15 protein-coding genes and 1 pseudogene are annotated in these 19,816 nt (G+C 58.3%); 13 read left to right on the top strand and 3 right to left on the bottom strand.

The features are described 5' to 3' along the window. Positions 1-2 precede the first annotated feature (2 nt). The 9 genes from I6L48_RS16540 (at position 3) to I6L48_RS16495 (ending at position 16,927) form a co-directional block, all read left to right on the top strand. A complete protein-coding gene (locus I6L48_RS16540) occupies positions 3-1,664 on the top strand; it encodes a hypothetical protein (RefSeq protein WP_216987467.1) in 1,662 nt (553 codons plus the stop codon). Then, positions 1,664-6,046, top strand: a complete 4,383-nt coding sequence (locus I6L48_RS16535; protein ID WP_216987466.1) for a DUF1983 domain-containing protein — start codon at positions 1,664-1,666, stop codon at positions 6,044-6,046. The genes I6L48_RS16540 and I6L48_RS16535 overlap by 1 nt, the downstream gene beginning before the upstream one ends. Before the next feature lie 80 nt (positions 6,047-6,126). Continuing rightward, the gene (locus tag I6L48_RS16530) at positions 6,127-6,402 is read left to right on the top strand and encodes a hypothetical protein (protein WP_246875556.1); all 276 of its coding nucleotides are present in this window, start codon (positions 6,127-6,129) and stop codon (positions 6,400-6,402) included. A gap of 10 nt (positions 6,403-6,412) precedes the next feature. Further along, positions 6,413-7,045 (top strand): hypothetical protein, encoded by a 633-nt coding sequence (locus I6L48_RS16525; RefSeq protein ID WP_210600029.1) that lies wholly within the window; start codon positions 6,413-6,415, stop codon positions 7,043-7,045. Positions 7,046-7,054: 9 nt separating this feature from the next. Further along, complete coding sequence (locus I6L48_RS16520) at positions 7,055-7,435, top strand: hypothetical protein (RefSeq protein ID WP_103858409.1); 381 nt, start codon at positions 7,055-7,057, stop codon at positions 7,433-7,435. Then, positions 7,435-7,692, top strand: coding sequence for a hypothetical protein (locus I6L48_RS16515; RefSeq protein WP_053288653.1), 258 nt, complete (start codon positions 7,435-7,437; stop codon positions 7,690-7,692). The genes I6L48_RS16520 and I6L48_RS16515 overlap by 1 nt, the downstream gene beginning before the upstream one ends. Positions 7,693-7,701: 9 nt before the next feature. After that, entirely contained in the window at positions 7,702-9,204 is a 1,503-nt protein-coding gene (locus tag I6L48_RS16510) for a hypothetical protein (protein WP_216987465.1), read from the top strand. Further along, a complete protein-coding gene (locus I6L48_RS20820) occupies positions 9,205-16,650 on the top strand; it encodes an LPD38 domain-containing protein (protein WP_254203218.1) in 7,446 nt (2,481 codons plus the stop codon). 73 nt (positions 16,651-16,723) lie between these two features. Beyond that, a complete protein-coding gene (locus tag I6L48_RS16495) occupies positions 16,724-16,927 on the top strand; it encodes a hypothetical protein (protein WP_043133156.1) in 204 nt (67 codons plus the stop codon). Here I6L48_RS16495 and I6L48_RS16490 read toward each other — a convergent pair whose 3' ends face one another. From I6L48_RS16490 to I6L48_RS16480, 3 genes are all read right to left on the bottom strand, one after another. Next, positions 16,928-17,275 (bottom strand): Rap1a/Tai family immunity protein, encoded by a 348-nt coding sequence (locus I6L48_RS16490; protein WP_216986992.1) that lies wholly within the window; start codon positions 17,273-17,275, stop codon positions 16,928-16,930. It abuts the gene before it with no gap. Beyond that, a complete protein-coding gene (locus I6L48_RS16485; protein ID WP_216987464.1) occupies positions 17,276-17,623 on the bottom strand; it encodes a hypothetical protein in 348 nt (115 codons plus the stop codon). A 75-nt stretch (positions 17,624-17,698) separates the two neighbouring features. Next, a complete protein-coding gene (locus I6L48_RS16480) occupies positions 17,699-18,082 on the bottom strand; it encodes an Arc family DNA-binding protein (protein ID WP_216987463.1) in 384 nt (127 codons plus the stop codon). 155 nt (positions 18,083-18,237) lie between these two features. Here I6L48_RS16480 and I6L48_RS16475 point away from each other — a divergent pair, with 155 nt between their 5' ends. From I6L48_RS16475 to I6L48_RS20910, 4 genes and pseudogenes are all read left to right on the top strand, one after another. Beyond that, positions 18,238-18,387, top strand: a complete 150-nt coding sequence (locus I6L48_RS16475; RefSeq protein ID WP_200871070.1) for an Arc family DNA-binding protein — start codon at positions 18,238-18,240, stop codon at positions 18,385-18,387. Positions 18,388-18,534: 147 nt separating this feature from the next. Further along, a pseudogene (locus I6L48_RS20985) lies at positions 18,535-18,849 on the top strand (Bro-N domain-containing protein); the annotation flags it as partial. A gap of 482 nt (positions 18,850-19,331) precedes the next feature. Beyond that, entirely contained in the window at positions 19,332-19,607 is a 276-nt protein-coding gene (locus I6L48_RS16465) for a hypothetical protein (RefSeq protein WP_216987461.1), read from the top strand. Then, positions 19,604-19,735 (top strand): hypothetical protein, encoded by a 132-nt coding sequence (locus I6L48_RS20910; RefSeq protein WP_302055166.1) that lies wholly within the window; start codon positions 19,604-19,606, stop codon positions 19,733-19,735. The genes I6L48_RS16465 and I6L48_RS20910 overlap by 4 nt, the downstream gene beginning before the upstream one ends. Positions 19,736-19,816: the final 81 nt, after the last annotated feature.

Raw genomic sequence — 19,816 nt, 5'->3', positions numbered from 1 at the left:
TCATGGCCCTGCTCTCCCGAGTGGGGCTTTTTCGTTTCTGCCTCTCTGAGATCCCCATGCCCATACTCGATATCGTCACCATGCGAGGGACTATGCCGCGCGTGGAGCCACACCTTTTGTCTGATGAAGTCGCGGTGATTGCGCGTGACTGCCATTTCGACCATGGCGTTATCTCTCCGCTGGAAGATGACGCCAGCGCGGGCGTGGAATTACCTATCGTGCCTACCACGCTCTTTCATTATGGTCAGCACTGGTTCGCCTGGAACAAGGTGGTGGAGGCCATTCGCTCCCCGATTGCCCAGGACCAGTATGGCCGGGTTTACTACACGGATGGCGAATACCCCAAGGTGACTCATGCCCAGATCGCCACAGGCGGCAGCAACAAGCCGACGGCATGGTATCGGCTAGGCATTCCAGCACCAGGTGTTCCGGTCGGGATTGGCGCCATCACCCCGCCTGCCGGAGGGGTAGATGATGATCTCACCGATGACGAAACCCGCTTCTATGTGGACACCTTCGTCACTGCGATGGGGGAGGAAGGTCCCCCGGGCCCGGCCAGTGGAAAGGTGAACATCGGGATCCCAGGGTCATCCGTCACCTTGATGCTGAGCCCACCAACAACCCAGAACAGTAACATCACCAAGCGCCGGATATACCGGTCAGTTTCCGGTGGCGGCTTGGCTGATTACCTGCTGGTCGCCGAGCTGCCCATTGCCCAAGCTTCGTTTGTCGATACCCGGGAGGATGGGGAGCTGGGCGCCGCGCTGGAGACCTACGACTACACCATGCCGCCGGATGGCATGCGCGGCATGTGTCAAATGGCGAATGGTATGTGTGCGGGGTTTGCTGGCAACTCCCTCTACCTGTGCGAACCCTACCTTCCCTACGCCTGGCCGGAGAAGTACCGGCTGACCACTGAGCACGACATCGTGGCGATCGCTGCCATCGATACCACCTTGGTGATCGGGACCAAGGGATACCCCTATCTTGCCCAGGGCGTGAGCCCGGCATCCGTGACCACCCAGAAGCTGAGCCAACTGCCGCAAGCCTGCATCAGCGGGCGCTCAATGGTCGCCATGGATGGGGTGGTGCTCTATGCCTCCCCGGACGGGCTGGTAGGCATCGGCGCCAACGGTGGGCAGGTAGTGACCGAGCAGATCATCACCCGCAAGCAGTGGCGCACCATGAAGCCTGAAACTATGCGGGCATGGCACCACGAGGGCAAATATGTGGGCATGACTGACACTCACGCATTCATCTTTGACCCGAAAAGTGGCGACTTGCGTGAGCTGACGAACCGGTGGGATGCGGCTGTCTCCGATATGGAGAGCGACTCCCTCTACGTTGCCAAGGGCCGAAGCTTGCAGATTTGGCGCGGCGGGAGCGCCAGCAATGGCCAGCTTGTCTGGCGATCTAAGCGCTTTATGGTGCCAGAGGGAACGTCTTTCAATTGCTGCCGGGTGTTGGCTCAGGATGTTGGCTTGGTCGGGATCAAGTTGTTCGTTGACGGGGAGCAGGTGATGGAGCTGTCCCCTGGCAACCTGGTGCCCGGGGCGTTCAGGTTGCCCCCTGTGCGTGGCCAGTTCTGGCAGATAGAGGTCTTCGGTACCTCGGTGGTGAGCCGCATCACTCTCGCGAGCAGCATGGCGGAGATGGTGAACTGATGGCCAAGAAACCCGCATATCGCGCCGGCCGTGACCAGGCCGCAACAGCCGAGAACGTAGAGCTGCTCACTGGGCAGCGTGGCGATCGCCTTGATAAGGCAGTCACGTTCCGGGAGCTGGCGGCATTGGGGTTGTCTACGCTGCGCCCTGGTGCTGGCGGCGTTTATGTCCCCGGCAAGAACCCAGACCTTTTCCCTCCGGGCCAGATGGAGTTTCCCCACGCCCCGGTCAATGTGATCGCCAATGGCGCATTTCACACGGTCCTTGTTGAGTGGGATCCGCCGCAGTACCGGGGGCATGCTCACGCCGAGATCTGGCGAGCTGAGAGTGACAACCAAGCCGAGGCCACCCTGGTGGGGACCTCTTCGGCCAATCTCTTCTCTGACGCCATTGGCAAGGGTGCCACGTTTTACTACTGGGTGCGCTTCGTCAACGGCAAGGATGACAAGGGTCCCTTCCAGGGTATGCAGGGCGTTAAGGCTGAAACCAGCCGGGATGTGCAGGACATTCTCGACGAACTGCAGGGGAAGATAGAGGAGAGCCACCTGGCCCAGGCGCTGCTGGGGCCCATAGAACAAGTCCCCCAACTACAGCTGGATATTACGATCCTGAAGCCAAAGGTTGATGAGATCGAGGTTATTCGTCCCAAGGTCGCTGCCATCGAGGACAAGATCCCCAGTATTGAGCAGGAGTTGGCCGGGCTGGATGAGCGCCAGAAGGTAGCTCAAGAGCTGCTGGATGATGCCCAGCAGCAACTGGGGATGTCGAGCATTGAGATCGGCCTAGTGCAGGATCGCTTGAATGCGAAGCTCGATAAGTACAAGGGTGATTTCGACTCGTTCCGCGATGCTGTGTTTGTCGTGGATCCAGAAAACGGCAGCATCACGATGGATGCGGTCAATGCGGTGCGAGAGGAGCTTCACACTTCCATTACTGAAGTTCAGCAGGAGCTTGATGCCGTCACTGGCCAGATCACCAGCAAGGCAGACAATGTCACCGTTGACAGTCAGGGGTCGCGGATTACTGAGGCAGAGCAGCGCATCAACGGCTTGGACGCCAGCCTGAGCCAAACCGTCACCCGGGGGGAGTTCACAGGCGAACAGCAGCGGGTTACCCAGATCGGTCAGGAGCTTGATGCGACAAAAGGGGAGCTGACTCAGAAAGCGACCAAGCAGGAGGTGGATGCCCAGGGTGTGCGACTTGCCAATGCAGAAAGCAAACTGACGGTGCATACCGATGAGCTGAGTTCCCAGGCGCAGCGCCTTGATGGGCTTGCGGCCCAGATCACCCAGGGTGACGAGACTCTTCAGGCCAGTATCACTGAGCTGGCGCGGGTCTCGGCGGAAAGCGATCAGGTGACAGCGCAGCGGGTCAGCGGGCTCGAAGTGAGGGCAGGGACTTCCGAAGCCAAGATCCAGGCGCTCGAGGAAATCATCGAAGATGACGGTGGTATCACTGCTGGCCGCCTCGACGTCATCACTGCGGAGCTTGAGCTGCAGCGTGGGCAAGACGATGACAATGCATCTGCTGCGATCGATGGTGCCCTGGCCGTGGATGAGCGGGATCGGGAGACGCGGAAGGCGTTCGGGGCCATCCGTACAGAGCAGAGGGTAATCCTGACGGAGCAGCAGGCCCAGGCTCAGCGCACAGCAGACATGGAAGTGAAGTTTGAAGCGAAGGATGCCGCCACTCAGGCCAGGATTTCGTCGGTTGAGAAGGTGGCCTCTGATGCTGATTCGGCACTGGCGAAGCGGATTGATAACGTCGCAACGGAGTTCAAGGCGGCTGATGCTCAGGCCAATGCCGATATCCGGTCGCTGGCACAGTCGAGCGCCGCCGTGGACGAGGCCCTGTCCTTGCGTCAAGACCAGTTGGCCGCCGAGTTAACGAACTCGACGGCAGAACTTGGGGCAAACATCACTCAGGAGGCGTTGTCCAGGGTCACCGCCGATGAGGCCATTTCGAGGCGAGTTGTCGAAGTGGAGGCGCAGTTCAGTAGCGACCTCGCGGATACGAATGCGAGGGTTGCGGCCGAGGAGCTGGCTCGGGCAACAAAAGATGAGGCGCTTGCCCAGCAGATCAGCACTGTAGATGCTGCGTTCAAGGCCGCCGATACGGCGCTGTCTGCCTCCCTCTCCGAGTCGAGCAAGGCCCTGGCAGATTCCGACCGAGCGCTTGGTGAGCGGATCAGTACCCTTGATGTGACGGTTGGAGAGAACTCAGCCAGCATCACAGAACTCCAGCAGGCCGTGGTGAGCAATGAGGTCTCGCTCAGCCAACGCCAGGACAAGATGGAGTCGGAGATCGTTGTCGGTGCCGTCAGCCAGGTTGAAGGTGCCTTGGCCGGGGATGAACGTGACCGAGAGAACCGAAAGGCTCGCGGCGTCATTCTCCAACAGCAGAGCACGCTGGCGAATCAACAGGAGGCGCAAGCCAGGACTGTTGAGCAACTGACCGCTGAGTTTGATGCTGAGAATGGGGAGATCAGGGCGCAGATCACCAATGAGCAGTTGACCAGGGCGACGGCTGATGAGGCGCTGTCACAGCGGATCAGTGTTGTTGATAGCGAGTTCAAAGCGGCGGACGCCGCGACGAATGCTGCTGTTGCAGCTGAAGTGCGGGCGCGGAGCGATGCTGATAGCGCGCTGGCTGAACAGTTGTCCACCTTGGATGCAGAGTTCAAGGGGGCGGAGCAGGCCCTGGCGGCCAGCATCGATGAAGTGTCCCGTGTTAGTGCTGAAGCAAACCAGTCCCTTTCTGAGCAATTGAGTCAGGTGAAGGCCACAGCAGAATCGGCGGGCACCGCTGCGGCAGGAGCCCAGATTAGTGCAAACCAGGCAAAAGAGGATTCAGCGGCTGCTGCGGGGATAGCCAATGGAAAGGGCAAGGTGCTCATTCAGTCAGCAGCTCCAGCAGTAGCAGATCGGCTTGCTCAGAATCTCTGGATTGATACGACCAGCGGCATCAACACTCCGAAGCGGTGGAGTGGGTCAGCCTGGGTTGCAGTAACAGACAAGGTCGCGATCGATGCAGCTCAAGCCGCCGCCGCAGCTCAGGCAAGCGCTGATCAAGTCGCACAGGGTGTTGCGAGAAATACTGCTGCCATCAATGACGAAGTGAAGGCGCGGGCTGATGCAGATTCGGCCATGGCACAGCAGATCCAGCAGGTAACGGCAAACTATCAGCAGGGAGATCAGCAACTCCAAGGCCAGATCACGGCAGAGTCAGTCGCCCGTGCCGATGCGATGCAAGCCCTCGGCAGCCAGATTGATACGGTGTCTGCTGTTGCAGGTAGCAAGAATAAAACGTTCTTCCAAGCCACTGCCCCAGGGTCAGCGATGGGCACCGGTGATCTGTGGTTTGACACAGCCAACAACAACAGGCCGTATCGTTACAGTGGTACTGCTTGGGTTGCCACTGACGACCCGAGGATTGCAGCCAATGCCGCCGCCGTTCAACTCCAGAGCCAAGCTATTGCCGACTTGCAAAATGGTGCCCAGGCCATGTGGACAGCGAAAGCCAGCGCGGGCCAGATCACTGCCGGGATAGGGTTGATTGCAAACTCTGACGGCACGAGTCAGGTGGCTATCTCTGCTTCCCAGGTGTTCGTATTCAACCCGAATAGCTCAACGCCCATGGCGCCGCTGTTTGCCATCGACAATGGCCAGGCGGTCATTGCAGAGGCCATCATCCGCAAGGCCACTATCCAGATCCTGACGTCCGAGAAAATCACGGCGGACTACATCAAAGCAGGGGTCAGCATGTCGGCGCCTGCGATCTCGGGCGGTTCCATCGATATGGGCAATGCCTTCCTGTCTGGTGGGGCAGCAGGGTTCGGTAAAGGCGGGCCTTATGCCAGTTGGGGATTCGGCTGGTACACGATGATCTATGCGGACGGCAGCATCTATACCAATCGACTTCGTGCAGAAGGCGGTTATGTGAAGAACATGACCATGAACAACTGCACGATTGCTGCCGATTGCGTGGTCCTGGGGACGTTGGAAGCGGATCGGATTGTGGGTGATATCACAAGGATGATCAGGGCGTCAGGTAACTTCTCTTTGGCAGGTTACAAGCGAGCCAGAAACATGGTCTGCATCAAACCACTCACAGGTCTAGCAGAGGTTTCCGGAGCCGGCACGATAGGGCTCATATTGTTGTGCAAGCTCAACGGCACTGAAGTAGCTAGGGCTACGTCCACAGCCTCGTTCCCTGTGGGTACGAATAGAGCGCCAATGAGTGTGACCTTCCAAGATGCTTTCGTGATCCCCGCTGGGACTGCGACCGTCAACATCACCTTCGAAGTGGTGGCCTATCCTGGGTCATCTATCCAGAACCAGCGCCTTATCGGGGAGAGCCTATGGCTGATGGGTCTATGGTGAGGGCTGCTTTGAACCGCATAGTCAGGGATACCGGGAATCCTAATCTCCCTCTCAAACTGCAAGACGCCATCCGAAACCGGATGGCGTTTTTGTTCTTGCGTGGTGATGACGGGTTTGTGCTCAAGCCACAGGCAGAAGATGGCGTGATCGGTGTCCTGGTCTGGGTGGGGTGGGGGGATGGCGGGGCACCTGAGCGGCACCTGCCGGAAGTGAAACGCCTGGCACGCCTGATTGGGGCACGCTGGCTGCGCTTCCACTCGGCGCGTAAGGGGTGGCTCAAGGTTGCGCCAAGAATGGGATGGGCCCGTCAGCCGGATGATGCTGATGGGCTCTATGTGTTTCAGATCAACCTATGAGGTGTAGGTGATGGGGAAGGGTGGCTCGAACGAAATTCAGGAGACCGAGGCTCAGAAGGCTGCAGCCGGTGTGGCCATGGAGCAGTGGGATCTCTACAAGAACGACCTGCAGAAGTACGAGGACTATTTCATCGAGAAGGTGGATGACCTCAACAGTGAGGGGGAGTTCGACAAACTGGCAGGCACGGCAGCGCTTGGCACTGCTCAATCCTTTGGTGAATCGCGCGCAGGGCTGGCTGACTCCATGGCTGCCAGTGGAGTAGATCCAACCAGCGGCAGGTACCAGGAGGCGATGGAAGGACTGGCAACGGACCAAGCCCTGAGTCAGACCGATACCACTAACCGCGCACAGTCCAGCCAGCAGGACAAGTATGTTGCTGGGCTCAAGGATGTGGTGAGCATTGGCGCAGGGCAGAAGGCTGAATCGCTGGCTGGTATGGGCGATGTGGCCACAACCAGCTTGCGCAAGGCAACCAGTGATGCACAGAGCTCTTACCAAAGCCAGCAGGCGACGGCTGGTTTGGTGGGAACCCTGGCAGGAGCCGCCACCTCGTATGGGCTGGCCAGCCTGAAAGCGCCGGCTGCAACGGAGATAAAGAAAATCAGCCCGACAGCATCCGTGCTGCAGGGCAAGGGTTACTAAGGGGGTTCCATGGGTTACGCCGCAGACACTTACGCCAAAATCACCCGAGAGCAGTACCAGGACTGGAAGACGCGCTTCTACCCCAAGCAGCAGGAGCTGATGGAGTTGGCCACCAACGGCCAGCTTTTGCGGGAGCAACTTGGACGGGTGGATGAGAACAACGCCAACGCGCTCCGCTCTGCTCAGCAGGCCACGGCCAACCGCAATGCACGAATGGGGCTGGGTACCAGTAGCAATGCCAACGATAACAGCCAAGGGCTGCGCATGGCGCTGATGACGGCGGGTACCGAGAACGGCCTTCGTGAACAGGAGCAGACCCGACAAATGGGGATCCTGACCGGCGCGGATGCGGGGCTGCGTGAGGCAATCAAAACCGGAGGGGGTGTGTGATGGGGTACGGCATTTTGGATATCGGCGGCCAGACACGCCAGCAAGGTCTGGCGGGGTTGCGCGATGCTGCCAACCGAGAGTCGGAGATGGAGGCTGCCAACAAGAGTCTCAAGACCGCTCGCAAGGGGCAAACCCTGAGCACCATCGGCACTGGCGCATCGATGGGCGCCATGTTGGGCATGGCGGGTTCACTCGGTGGCCCTCTGGGCGCACTGGCAGGTGCTGGGGTTGGTTTTCTGGCAGACAGCTTGTTTTAAGGAGGCATGATGAGCGTATCGGGATTGGCAGAAGGGTTTCTGGCTGGCTTCAACACCATGGATCGCTATCAGCGGGGCCAGAAAGAAGATGAGCGGATGGATAAGGCCATGAGCCTGCGTGATGCCATGTGGCAGAACGAGCAGGAGCGGCAGAAAAAGGATGATGTTCGGTATGAGGACGAAACCAAATATAACCGAGGTCGCCATAAGGTTGATGACGACAGATGGAACTTAGAATACGCAGGACGGCAAAAACAACTGGAGTTGGATAATAAGCGCGCCAACGCGATGCTGAGCCTAAACGTGGAGCAAAATAAAAGGGCCCAAGAGTCTCACGCACTGGCCGTGGCAAAGAACAAACGGGACCAGTGGTGGCTTGACAATGAGGTGCCGTTCAATATGGCGACAGCAGCGCTGGGGCGAGGAGAGCAAATTACACCAGAGCAAGATGCTTTGTTGAACCATGAATATGCCGCCGGGCGAAATCCATACCGCGTGTTTGGTGACCCGCAATGGCACCGGAGTTCTGACACTGTTTATCAAGGGATGAAAGCAATCATTAACAACCCGGACGCCAAGGTCTGGGATATGGGGAAATTGCATAAGGCAATTAATACTTCCGAGGTGACGCAAGCTCTGACCTATATGGTCAAGGGCGATCTCGAAAAAGGTATTGGGACCGTCACCCCCACAGGAGTAATTAAGTCATATGGAGAGGTGGAGGTTGTTCCAACAGGCCGCGGGACATTCTTCCTTCAGGCCCCTGTGACCTACATCAACCCAAAGACTGGTGAAGAAACTGTCAAAGATGCCCCTATAACTGAGGGCCGAACTGGTGACCCGGGCGACCCCGTCAAGGAGCTCACCCCCCAGAGGTTAATTCAATACTTCGGCAAGGCGCGCCAGGTCAGCCAGCAGATCCAGCAAAACCCAGAACAATGGGAGAACTTTCTTGTACAGACAGGTGTTAATCCACCGGCTGACTATAAAGGGCTGAAGGCTGCTCTGGCTGATCTCCACAAGCAAGAAGCCAAGGCGCTGGCCGATGGCGGGGATCCGGCCACGGTCAAAGCGGCATTTGATGAGGCCAGAGAAAGCTTGCCGTCTGTCTACGGGGTGAATACTGGCGGGACACCTGGTGCGGCACCCTCTGGTGTCAATCCTGAGCAGTGGAGCCAGAGCAACCCTGAACGCCAGCAGTTTATGAGGGAGGCTGAGCAGGGGGGGTGGCTTGGCAGCTATCTTGAAAGCCCGGAAAAAATGGACGGTGCCTTTGAGTTATGGCGCCAAGCTGTTGCGAAAGAGGAGGCAGCCAAGCAAGCGGCGGTGTCTGCTGAGAAGGTGCGCAATATGGAAGGGGGTAAAAATAAACCGCACAACTACCGCGCAGCAGAAGAGGCGGCCGTGAATACGGTTATTGCACCATTTACTAATGGACAGCCGACGCTCAACAAGGCACCAGATGGTGCGGCGGCCTATCAGGCGATGAGCCTGGCCCAGGCTCGCCGATAGTTGCCTTTCACCTACCCCAGCGTTAGCATCTCTCCATCGTCGATCAGTCTGCATGCTGATCGCCCCATCTCAAAAGCCCCGAACGGTTCGCCGCTCGGGGCTTTTCTTTTGCATAAAGCCGAGGCCACTCGAATGGACAAGCACAGTCTCCGTGACGCATCCCTGCCACAACCGCTGCAATCTGACTCTCGAGGAAAGCAGTTCTGGGATGGCATCAACAGTCAGCTTTCATCACCGCCCGCAGCTGCGGCCCCAAAGCGAGACCTCGAAACAGAATGGAGTGATTATCCTAAGGCGGTGGGCGCTGGCGCACTGGATCTCGTGGGCGGCATTGGTGAACTGGCACGGCAGGCAAGCAACTTCGGCAAAGAGAATGCCGGGAAGCAGGGGGGCGACTACCTGGAACAGGCTCGTGCCAATATGGCCAATAAGCTGAGCCCGTTGCTGGATGTGGTCGCAGGTGCAGGCGATCTGGCCGCATCTGGGGCAGAGTCTCTGAATGATGGGATGAGTGCTGACGCCAAGGAGGCACTGGGACGCCGACTGGTCGATGAAACGCCAGAAGGCCGGTTGACCCTGGGGGATGGCGCAGGGGATATCGATGTCTGGGCGATGAAAATGGCGCAGGGCGTTGGCTCTTTGCTACCGACACTCGCCGCTGGCGGGGTGACTGGGGTGGCCGCCAAAGCCTCTATCGGCCGGGCTGTCACTGCATCCATGGTCAAGCGTGGCGCGACCCAGGAGGTAGCCGAAGCGGTCGCCGCCAAGGCAGTATCCAAAATTGCCACCGGCGCCGCTGTGACCACCGGGGCGACCGGATCGGTGGGCAGTGCCGGGGTGAACACCCGCGACACTGTGCTGGGAATGAGCTTTGACGAGCTGGCGGGCAGCGATACCTTCCGCCAGTCGTTTACTCGCATCGACCAGGATCAACAGACCGCCCATCTCTCTGATGAGGAAAAGCTGGGGCTGGCCCGTGAGGAAACGGCCAACTTGGCCAGCCGAGCCACTATGAGCGACGCCAAGGTGTGGGTAGCTGCCGCCATGGGCTCCATGATGGGCGACGCCATGCTGTTCAAGATGCTGGCTGGCAAGGCAGCCACCGGTGGAGTGCTGAAAGGTGCTGCCAAGGGTGCGGCAGGTGAGGGTATCAGCGAAACCCTGGAGGAGGGGGTGCAGCAATACGCCGTCAACGAATCCCTCAACGAGGTGGCCGCCGCTGATATCGACCCGATGAAGGGGGTCATGTCGAGCGCGATCGAGGGCGGCTTGATAGGGATGGGGACAGGTGGTGCGGTAGGTGCTGTCGGTGGGGCGCGAGGCGGTAAGCATGCCAGCCAGGAAGATGGCGTTGGGACCGATCTGGTTGCAGAGCCTTCCGCGCCGGTGACGGAGGACGCTGCTGACCTAGCAGTGGATCCGGTCTCTGCATTCGGTCCACAGGAGGGTGGCGAGCAGGCGCCCTCCGCCTCGCAGGCCGAGGGAGATCTGAACCCGCTCGGTCCCAGCGGCAGCCAGTTTGACGAGCTGCGTGATGTTCCCGCCTATCTGCGTCAAGACGATACCGCCGATCGTTTCAAGGGGATGGCGCAGGATAGCGACGTTCAGCGAGCCTTGGCCGGTGAGTACGGGCGGTCGGTGCAGGATCTGGTCACGGCCCAGATGCAGGCTGGCGACCAGGGCAAGAGCCTTTATGAACTCGCCCAGGCTGGGGATCTCGGGGTTGACCCGTTCACAGGAAACAAGAGCGCCCAGCAGGTAGCCATGGAGAACCAGCGCCCAGCCCTGCCGCTCAAGGATGTGATCTTCGCCGGCGATGCGAATGCCAAACCAGTGGGGGAGGCTGTGGCAGCCCCAGGGGATCATGATGACCAACAGGCAGGCCCTGGCCCGCAGTTTCGAGGTGGTGAGCGGACCCGTTGGCAGAACGGGCAGGAGGGGGATCTGCTCCCGCCTGAGGCTGCCACCGCCCACCCTGCCGGCGAGCTGCCGGGAGCCGTGATCGATGGCGAGTCCCGCGAGGTGGGCACAGAGCTCCCGCACCGCGATGTGATATACGGCGCCGATAACCGTCAGCCGGATGCAACCCATATCAAGGATGATGCGCCCGCCAGTGCTGAGCCCGACTCCATTTTGGGCCCGCTCAAGACCCTTCGCATTACCCGCAAAGGCAAGCCGTTCGCCAGCGAGAAAGAGGCTGCCATGGCCAGCCGCAAGGGCAAGGAAATCCCGGTCCCCCTCAATGGCGGTGGCTTTGGCGTGGCCGAGATAGCCGAAGTGGAGCAGGTGAGGACCGAACAGCCCACCCCCAGCCAGCCCCAACAACTCGCACCGGCCGTCGATACCGGCTACCGCGATGTTATCCCTTCCAGCGAACAATCCGAGGTGACCCATGGCCAGCCTACCCCGATACCTGAAATCAGCAATGAGCGATCAGGTGATCAGCCTGGCGCAGGCGATCCGGTTGCAACAGGTGTTGGACAAACCACTGCCGAACTCGCGGAGCGAGCTGGACCCGGAGATCCGGCAGATGGTGCTCCTCTTACACCTTTACCTGTCACCCAACCAGGAGAGGAAAATGCACTGACAGCCCCGGCACCTGCCGGGGTTGCTGTATCTGAAGGGGGGCAACCTGAGCAAGCCCGCGCGACTGCTGGGCCAGCGGCAGTGCCGACACCCTGGTCGGGGATGATCGATAACCCTGACGGCACCATCACCCTGGAAGGGGAAGTGGCGGCCCTCAAGTCGTGGGCGAAGGATAACGGCGTGAAGGCGATCCCGGGCAAGGGTGGCCTGGTAGTGTCCACGACTTCGGTAGCGAAGGTGCGACAGCTCACCACGCCTGCCACCAGTGAACCGGTGCGGCAGATTGAAGCGGCCCGCGCCGAGATAGCGCCGGAGCCCACCGAAGCACAGAAGGAAGCGGGGAACTACAAGAAGGGGCACATCAAGCTGCAGGGGCTGGATATTGCGCTCGAGAACCCCAAAGGCTCCACCAGATCCGGTACCGCTCAGGATGGCAAAGCGTGGCAGTCAACCATGACCCATGACTATGGCTATATCAAGCGTACCCTGGGGGCGGACGGCGATCATGTCGATGTGTTCATCGGCGATAAGCCGGATAGTGAGACGGTCTATGTGGTGGACCAGGTGGACCCCAAAACCGGGAAGTTTGACGAGCACAAGGTGATGATGGGCTTTGCCGACGAGCAGGCCGCCAGGGCTGGCTACCTTGGCAATTACGAGGAGGGCTGGCAAGGCCTGGGTGCCATCAAGGCGATGCCAGTGGAGGACTTCAAGCGTTGGGTGAAGGAGGGGGATACCACCAAGCCAGTCGCCAAGAAAGTCCGCATGTCTCAGCAGCGAGAGGGGCTGTCCGCTGACGATGTGGCTCAGATTGTTTCTGACTTTAGACGTGAGTATAAAGGGGCTCAGTCACTCGACTTTATTGTTGGTCAAACTCAAGAGGACCTTTATGGACCAGAAGGCAGCCCCGAGCAAATTGGATGGCGGGATGGGGGATACCTCCCCGGCAAGCAGCAAGTCCACCTCATCGCAGACAGCATCACCCGCAGAGCCGGGCGTCAGGGTGTTCACGAAGGCGCAGGGGGAGAAAGAGGGGTATCTGGAGATCCCCGTCTTTTACAGCAGAACAGACCTGCGCCACGAAATGAACAGGGTATGGGAGGAGTTGAAAGAGCAAAAGCGGAAGTCGTCTCTACGTTACGTCATGAGGTCCTGGGTCACTATGGCCTGGACACGTTTACGCCTGAAAATAAGCGAGCTCTCCTCCAAAAGCTGAGTGATGCCAAAAGTGAGAAATGGCTTGCTCCTGCCTGGTCAGAAATCTCCCGCCCGGAGATGTATGGCGATAAAAGTGAGCAGCACCAGGCGGAAGAGGTGTTTGCCCACCTTACTGAAAACGAGTTGCCGTCGCGCACCATCCAGGCATGGAACGGTATCAAGACCGAGTTCTCCCGCATGTTGCGCAAGGCCGGTTTGGCAAAGGGCCCCATCAAGGAGCACGAGCTCGATAGCCTGATCCGGGCTGTTGGTGAAGGCATTCGCAGCGGAAAGCGCACCCGCCAGAACATCCGCACGGGCGAAGAGGTGATCGGCAAGCAAGCCGATGAGCCAGCCAAGGATGACAAGCCTGAACGCATAATCCGCTTCTCAAAGCAGGCAATGGCACAAGGGAACAAGCCGGCCAAGCACCTGACCCGTAAAGAGGCTGAGCTGGTTTCCCATGGTTGGTTCAAGCAGTACCGGGGGGCGAGCGGCATCAAGGTACAGATCCACGCCACCCAGGGGGAGCTTGAAGGGGCCCTGGGGCTGGAAGCCAAGGAGGGGCTGATCCGCCGCGCTGCATTCGACGACGATGCCGGCACTCTCCACGTGGCGGCAGATACCATCTCCGACCCCAAGCGGATGCGCGAGATTCTGCGCCATGAGGTGCTGGCCCACTACGGCCTGGCCAACGTCCTGGGTGACGGGGAATACACCAAGCTGATGAGCCGCCTCATCCAATCCCAGAAGGACCCCAGCATGAAGCCGGTGTGGGACTGGGTGAACACCCATTACGCCGATGAGGACATCGGCACCCAAGCCGAAGAAGTGGTGGCCCACCTCGCCGAGCTGGAGCAGGGGGCTTGGGGCCGTGCCTGGGATCGGGTCGTGGCCATGGTCACCCGGGCGCTGCGTGCGGTTGGCTTTGTGCCAGATGGCATCACCGCCGCGGAGACGCGCTCCCTGATCGAGGGGCTGGGCAAGAAGCTGCAGCGCAGCGGCCCAGACGACAGCGGGCCGGATGGCGGCAAGAAGTTCAGCCAGGAAGCCGAGCAGCCAGCCCAGAAAGGCGGAATCAAGATGAGCCAGGCCAGTACCGCAGCTGATGCGGCCATGGAGAAGCTCAACCTGGGACCCAAGCCCGACATCATCGACACGACCAAAACCAACCTGAATAAGCTCCGTCAAGTTGACCGCGGCGTGGTCGGCTCATGGGTTGATCGCGCCATCAAGAAAGCGAACACAGAGGTACTCGACGCTCTGGCTCCCATCAAGTATGCAGAGGATGCTGCCGGCATTACGGAGGCGGCAGACTCCGGCTATGTGGCCGCACGGATGGCGACGGGCGCAGCCTCTACGATGCAGGCGACCATGCTCTATGGTCTGCCGGAGTGGCGGGATGGAGTGATCCAGCGCAAGGCGGGTACTGACGAGAAGGATGCGCTGCTGGGTATCTTTTCCGACCTGGGCAAGGACCTGCACAACTGGCTGGGGTGGATGGCTGGCCACCGGGCCGAGCTCCTGATGGGGCAGGGCCGCGAGAACCTGCTGAGCGAACAGGACATTGCTTCCCTCAAAGGGCTGAGCAAGGGTAAGGAGAAGGTCTTCCTTGAGGCCAAGGCGCGCTGGAACCGGCTCAATGCCGCCACTCTGGACCTGGCGCAAGAGGCGGGCCTCTTTACCAAGGAGGCCAGGGCCGAGTTCGAAAGCGAGTGGTATATCCCCTTCTTCCGTGAGTCGGAGGATGGCGACGTGTTGGCCCCCTTCAAGCCAAAGGGGATTGCAAACCAGAATGCCGGCATCAAGAAGCTCAAGGGCGGAGAGGCCAACACCGCCGATCTGCTCGAGAACATCTTCACCTCCACATCCAAGCTGATCGATGCCTCCATGAAGAACATGGCAGCCCAAAAGACCGTTTGGAACCTGGCTGACACCGGCATCATCGAGGTGGTTGCCAAACCCAACATGATGGATTGGCGTGCCCTTAAGAATGGGAAAGACCTGATCACCGTGAAGCTGGAGGGGGAGGACTACATGATCCGGGTTGAGGATCCGGACCTCTATCGCGCCATGACCTTCTTCGACCGCAAGCCGTTCGGCACCATGGTCAATATGGCCGCCAAAGCCAAGCGCCTGCTCACCGCCGGGGTGACAGCCTCACCGGAGTTCATGCTGCGCAACTTCTTGCGCGACTCCCTCTCCAGTTGGGCCATCAGCAAGGACGGCTTCAAGCCGATGATTGACTCCATCAAGGGGGTGAAAAAGACCCTGACCATGGATGGAAGCACCATTGACGTGATGTTCAGCGGAGCCTCCTTCCTGGGCGGCTACGTGAATGGCAATGACCCGGAGGCCATGGCCGATACCGTGCGTAAGTCGCTGCGCCGCAAGGGGATGACCCCGGAGCAAATCGCCCGCTACGAGAAGAGCATCATCCGCAATGCGGCGCATGCCAAGGGTGTGGTGGCTGACGCATGGGAGAAATACAGCAGGGTGGGTGAGGCGGTTGAAAACGGTAACCGTGAGGCCGTTTATGATGCCGCCATCAAGGCCGGCAAGAGCCACGCGCAGGCAGCATTCGAATCGAAGGACTTGATGGATTTCTCGATGCTGGGGGCGGCTCGCACCATGCAAGTCATGACCCAGGTACTGCCGTTCTTCAATGCCCGGGTACAGGGTCTCGGCAAGCTGACCCGCGAACTGCGAGACAACCCGCGAGCCATTGCCAAGCGTGCAGGCTTGATCACGGCAGCGAGCCTGGCGCTGCTGGCCCACAACTGGGACGACGAGCGCTATGAGGAGCTGCCGGACTGGGACAAGGACGCCAACTGGCACTTTTGGCTTGGCGAGCACCATTGGCGGATCCCCAAGCCGTTCGAGATTGGTGTGCTGTTCGGCACCATTCCCGAGCGCATGGTGCGGGCCCTGGGTGACAAGGATACCGGGGCTCAGTTCGGCAAGGCCGTGGCCAGGGCGATTGGCGACACCTTCGCCCTCAACCCGACCCCCCAGATCGTCAAGCCGATGGTGGAGGCCGCCTTCAACTATGACAGCTTCCGGGGAGGTCCTATCGACGGCCCGCAGGATCTGGCTGTGATGGCAGAGGCTCGCTACAACGAGCAAACCAGCCTGTTGATGCGCGAGCTGGGGGAGCTCACTGGCTTCTCACCAAAGCAGCTTGAGCACCTGGTGGTAGGTTACACCGGCACAATGGGAAGCTATGTGATGGCTGCCGCCGACGGTGTGATCCGGGCTGCCCGACCTGGGGAGTCGGCAAGTTGGCGGGCAGACGAGATCCCGCTTGTGAAAGCGGTGTATCGCGGCACTGGCCCTGCAAAGTCCACCCAGCACATGGAGGAGTTCTACCGGATGCTGAACGAGGTGAATCAGCTCAAGCGCACCGTTGACCAGTACCGCAGTGAGGGGCTCACAGATAAGGCCCGCGAGCTGCTGGAGGAGCAGGGTGGGATCTTGAAGTCGCGCCGCAGCTTGAGCCGCACTCAGCAGCAGGTCCGGGTGGTGCGCAACAAGATCGAGCTGATCCAGCGCGACCGCACACTGACCGCAGAAGAGAAGCGCCGGCGCATCGATGAGATGCTGGTCCGCCGTAATGACCTGGTGTATCTGGCGGTCAACAAGAACAAGGCGAACTGGGAGTAAGGGGGGAATAGCGGCCCTGGCTTGCCCCGGACAACAGGGGGTAAGCTGGGCCCTGACCAGTGAGGACCTGACCATGTGGATACTGTTTGCGTTGATAATGATGGTGGTGGCGCTCAAGGCGTTCAGCTTTAGCTTCACCCTGGCGCTGATACCCTTTGCTGCCGGGTGTTGGTGTTTCAGCAAATCCAACCGGGAGAGCTTGGAGACCTTTATGGCATTCAGCTTTTTCATTGCCCTGGTTGGATTTGCCGTTGTAGCGCTTGTTCAGCTCTTTTAATTATTTATTTTTGCATGGGAATGCTTGATTAAGGCCTTGCTCAATTAAATCTATCGCCGGCCCATTTAATTTTTCTGGGTGCTCTCGCATATATTTAACTGATATTAGCTGCAACTGACCTATTGTTATATTTTTGGCGTTATTCTCCGGGCAAATTGTTATGCCTTCATAGCTATCATAAACCCCAACTAGATACCCCATGCAAAAAGCATTTTTTTGAAAGTGATTATCACTCCTCTCATCACTAGAGCAGCGGTCAAGAATATCATTTCCTGAGTAAAATACTGCGTGTGAACTAAAACTTAGCAATGAGAAAACAATGGCTAGTGGAATTAATCGAAACATCATTTAGTAGCACCCATACTCATTGCAAATAACGGAGAAGGAATCGCCATCACTATCTGAGCCATTAATTATAGTAGAGTCGCCCATTTTGGTTGCGGTGCTATCCCACGAATTACCATCAGCATCCTGGCCGGTGGTATAGGTACTATTGCCAAGTCGCTGACTCTGCTGATTCCAGCTTGATCCCGTGCTGGGGTTCTGTCCGTTGACGTAAGTAGAGTTGCCAAATTTCTGAACGGTATATGTATTCCCGTTATCGTCATAGCAGGTCTTAAAATTACCAGTTCCAATGCAGTCTGCTGATACTGAACCAGACAAAAGCACCAGCGCAGCGATGAATGCTACACGCATCAAGATTCTCCTTTTCTATCTGCAAAAATCAAATGCTGCATCGTTTGAGGCTGTGCGTCAGTGACTGCGATCACATCAGCTCTTCTTGTTTTTCATTTCCTGCCTGATGTAGTCCAGCACTTCCTGTATTTCCTCGCGCCGAACGTAAGGGGTATAGCGAGGATCATCCTTGTCGATCTCGTGAGGCGTGAGGACGGTGCCGGGTGGCAGTGTAAGTGCGGAGCGATCGAGGTTGAGACCTTCAATGATCTTCATTCCTTCAATGATTTTCACACCACTTTCAGCAAGCGCGGTATCTTCGTCTATGGTTCGCTGGATGCGATGAACCAACTCGGCGTTCATGGATCTGCCACTTGCCTTTGCCAACTCAGAGATAGTGTCCCTCATGCCGTCAGGCAGCCTGAGTACAAACTTGTCTGATTCCCGGCTGGTTGGAACGGTACTTTTCTTACTCATCATCTACTTACGTTTGCTTAAACATATAAGAGAAGCATACAGGCACGGTGACATACATCAATGGTGGCACAGAGCCATCTTTTGTATTGACAGTGCTAGATAGCTGACATAATCTCACGATGGTGGCACAGGGCCATCATCCATAGAGGAGATGCAGAGTGAGGGATTGGGACAAGTTTATGGTGCGGCTGCCACCCGGCTTTCGGGAGAGAGTTAAGGAGCTGGCAAAAGAGAATGGCCGTTCGATGAATGCCGAGATCGTGCAGCGATTGAAGGAGGCGCTGAAAAATGAAGGTAAGTTGGCTTGATGCCAGAAAGAATTCGGCCAAGACGGGTGGAGCCGTCAAGGCCGAGGAATGTAAACCCAACAACCAAGTAAGGATTACGGTATGACTATACAACAACAGTATCCGCAAACCAAAGTTTTGGCAGGGCCGCAGAATGACGGCGGCAGCCTGATCATGAAGTCTTTCGAGAACTACCAGATCCGCATCATCACCGATGAGCAGGGCGAGCCTTGGTTTGTTGCCAAGGATGTGTGCGAGGCTCTTGGTTACACCAATAGCCGAAAAGCCTTGGCTGACCACGTTGATGAAGAGGACGTAACGAAACGTGACACCCTTACCAAAGGTGGCGTTCAAGCGGTCAGTTGCATCAACGAGTCTGGCCTGTACTCGCTGATCCTTAGCTCCAAGCTGGAGAACGCCAAGCGGATGAAGCGCTGGGTCACCTCCGAAGTGCTGCCGAGCATTCGCAAGACAGGCAGCTATGGCGCACCGGCCGCCAACCTGCCTGATTTCAGCAATCCAGCTGCAGCAGCTCGCGCTTGGGCGGAGGAATATGAGCGCGGTCAGGTGCTGGCCATCGAGAACAAGCAGCAGCAGGAGCAGATTCACTCACTGGAAAGCTTGTTCCGCCAGGGTATGACCATCCCGCAGTTCTGCAAGATGCTCAACGGCGTGAATGTACATCAGGTGTGCGCCTATTTTGAAGATCGCGGCTGGCTGTTCAATGAGAGCCGTTCCGGGAAAAGTAATCGTTGGCGCGTCAAGTCCCAGAAGCGCGATCGCTATCTCACTGAAGAGCAGTTGGAAATCAGGGGGCATGGGCACGAACCCTTTGTTCGATTCACGCCCGTGTTGCTGCAGAAGGGGGCGGTGCGCATCTACCAACTCTACCTGAAAGGCGAACTGCCCATGAAGAAGGACTGGGATGGGCTGTTCACCCAGGACAAAGTGATCAAGGGGGCCGCATGAGCGACAACAAGGTTGTACCGTTCCCTGCTTTGCAGGAACCGATCGGTGATGGCGCTGAGTGGACCGATCTGCAATGGGCTGCCTGGTATCTCGCCGAGGTTGAATTGATCATCAGCGGTATCAAGGTCTACGACGACAATAGCAACGGCCTGAAAGATATCGCTATGGAGCGGGTAAGCCTGACCTATGAGCACGCCTGCGACATGCTCAAGGTGATGAAACAGGAACACCCACTCATCAACTCACATGAAGCGCCGGGAGGTCTGCAATGAGCGCCGCCCAACTACAGGATGAATTGAATGCACTGCTGGGAGAGTTGGAGGTTATCGATCTCTGTCCCCAGGAGCGCAGGGCGCTTGTTGACAGGATCCAGCGCATGATGCCTGACAAAGTTGACTGATACTGATGGGGCTGCGGCCCCATTTTTAATACCCAAATCAGTCCGAAAATGATAAATTCAAGAAATGCACTGTATGGGTAT

The organism is Aeromonas sp. FDAARGOS 1418 (assembly GCF_019048585.1).
GTDB classification, from domain to species: Bacteria; Pseudomonadota; Gammaproteobacteria; order Enterobacterales; family Aeromonadaceae; genus Aeromonas; species Aeromonas caviae.
This window is presented reverse-complemented; position numbering and strand designations above follow the sequence as displayed.

Coding starts and splice junctions, on each gene's coding strand:
- I6L48_RS16490 (WP_216986992.1), bottom strand. CDS start 17,275: ATGATGTTTCGATTAATTCCACTAGCCATTGTTTTCTCATTGCTAAGT.
- I6L48_RS16465 (WP_216987461.1), top strand. CDS start 19,332: ATGAGCGACAACAAGGTTGTACCGTTCCCTGCTTTGCAGGAACCGATC.
- I6L48_RS16525 (WP_210600029.1), top strand. CDS start 6,413: ATGGGGAAGGGTGGCTCGAACGAAATTCAGGAGACCGAGGCTCAGAAG.
- I6L48_RS16485 (WP_216987464.1), bottom strand. CDS start 17,623: ATGCGTGTAGCATTCATCGCTGCGCTGGTGCTTTTGTCTGGTTCAGTA.
- I6L48_RS16510 (WP_216987465.1), top strand. CDS start 7,702: ATGAGCGTATCGGGATTGGCAGAAGGGTTTCTGGCTGGCTTCAACACC.
- I6L48_RS16480 (WP_216987463.1), bottom strand. CDS start 18,082: ATGATGAGTAAGAAAAGTACCGTTCCAACCAGCCGGGAATCAGACAAG.
- I6L48_RS16495 (WP_043133156.1), top strand. CDS start 16,724: ATGTGGATACTGTTTGCGTTGATAATGATGGTGGTGGCGCTCAAGGCG.
- I6L48_RS16530 (WP_246875556.1), top strand. CDS start 6,127: ATGGCGTTTTTGTTCTTGCGTGGTGATGACGGGTTTGTGCTCAAGCCA.
- I6L48_RS20910 (WP_302055166.1), top strand. CDS start 19,604: ATGAGCGCCGCCCAACTACAGGATGAATTGAATGCACTGCTGGGAGAG.
- I6L48_RS16515 (WP_053288653.1), top strand. CDS start 7,435: ATGGGGTACGGCATTTTGGATATCGGCGGCCAGACACGCCAGCAAGGT.
- I6L48_RS16540 (WP_216987467.1), top strand. CDS start 3: ATGGCCCTGCTCTCCCGAGTGGGGCTTTTTCGTTTCTGCCTCTCTGAG.
- I6L48_RS16535 (WP_216987466.1), top strand. CDS start 1,664: ATGGCCAAGAAACCCGCATATCGCGCCGGCCGTGACCAGGCCGCAACA.
- I6L48_RS16520 (WP_103858409.1), top strand. CDS start 7,055: ATGGGTTACGCCGCAGACACTTACGCCAAAATCACCCGAGAGCAGTAC.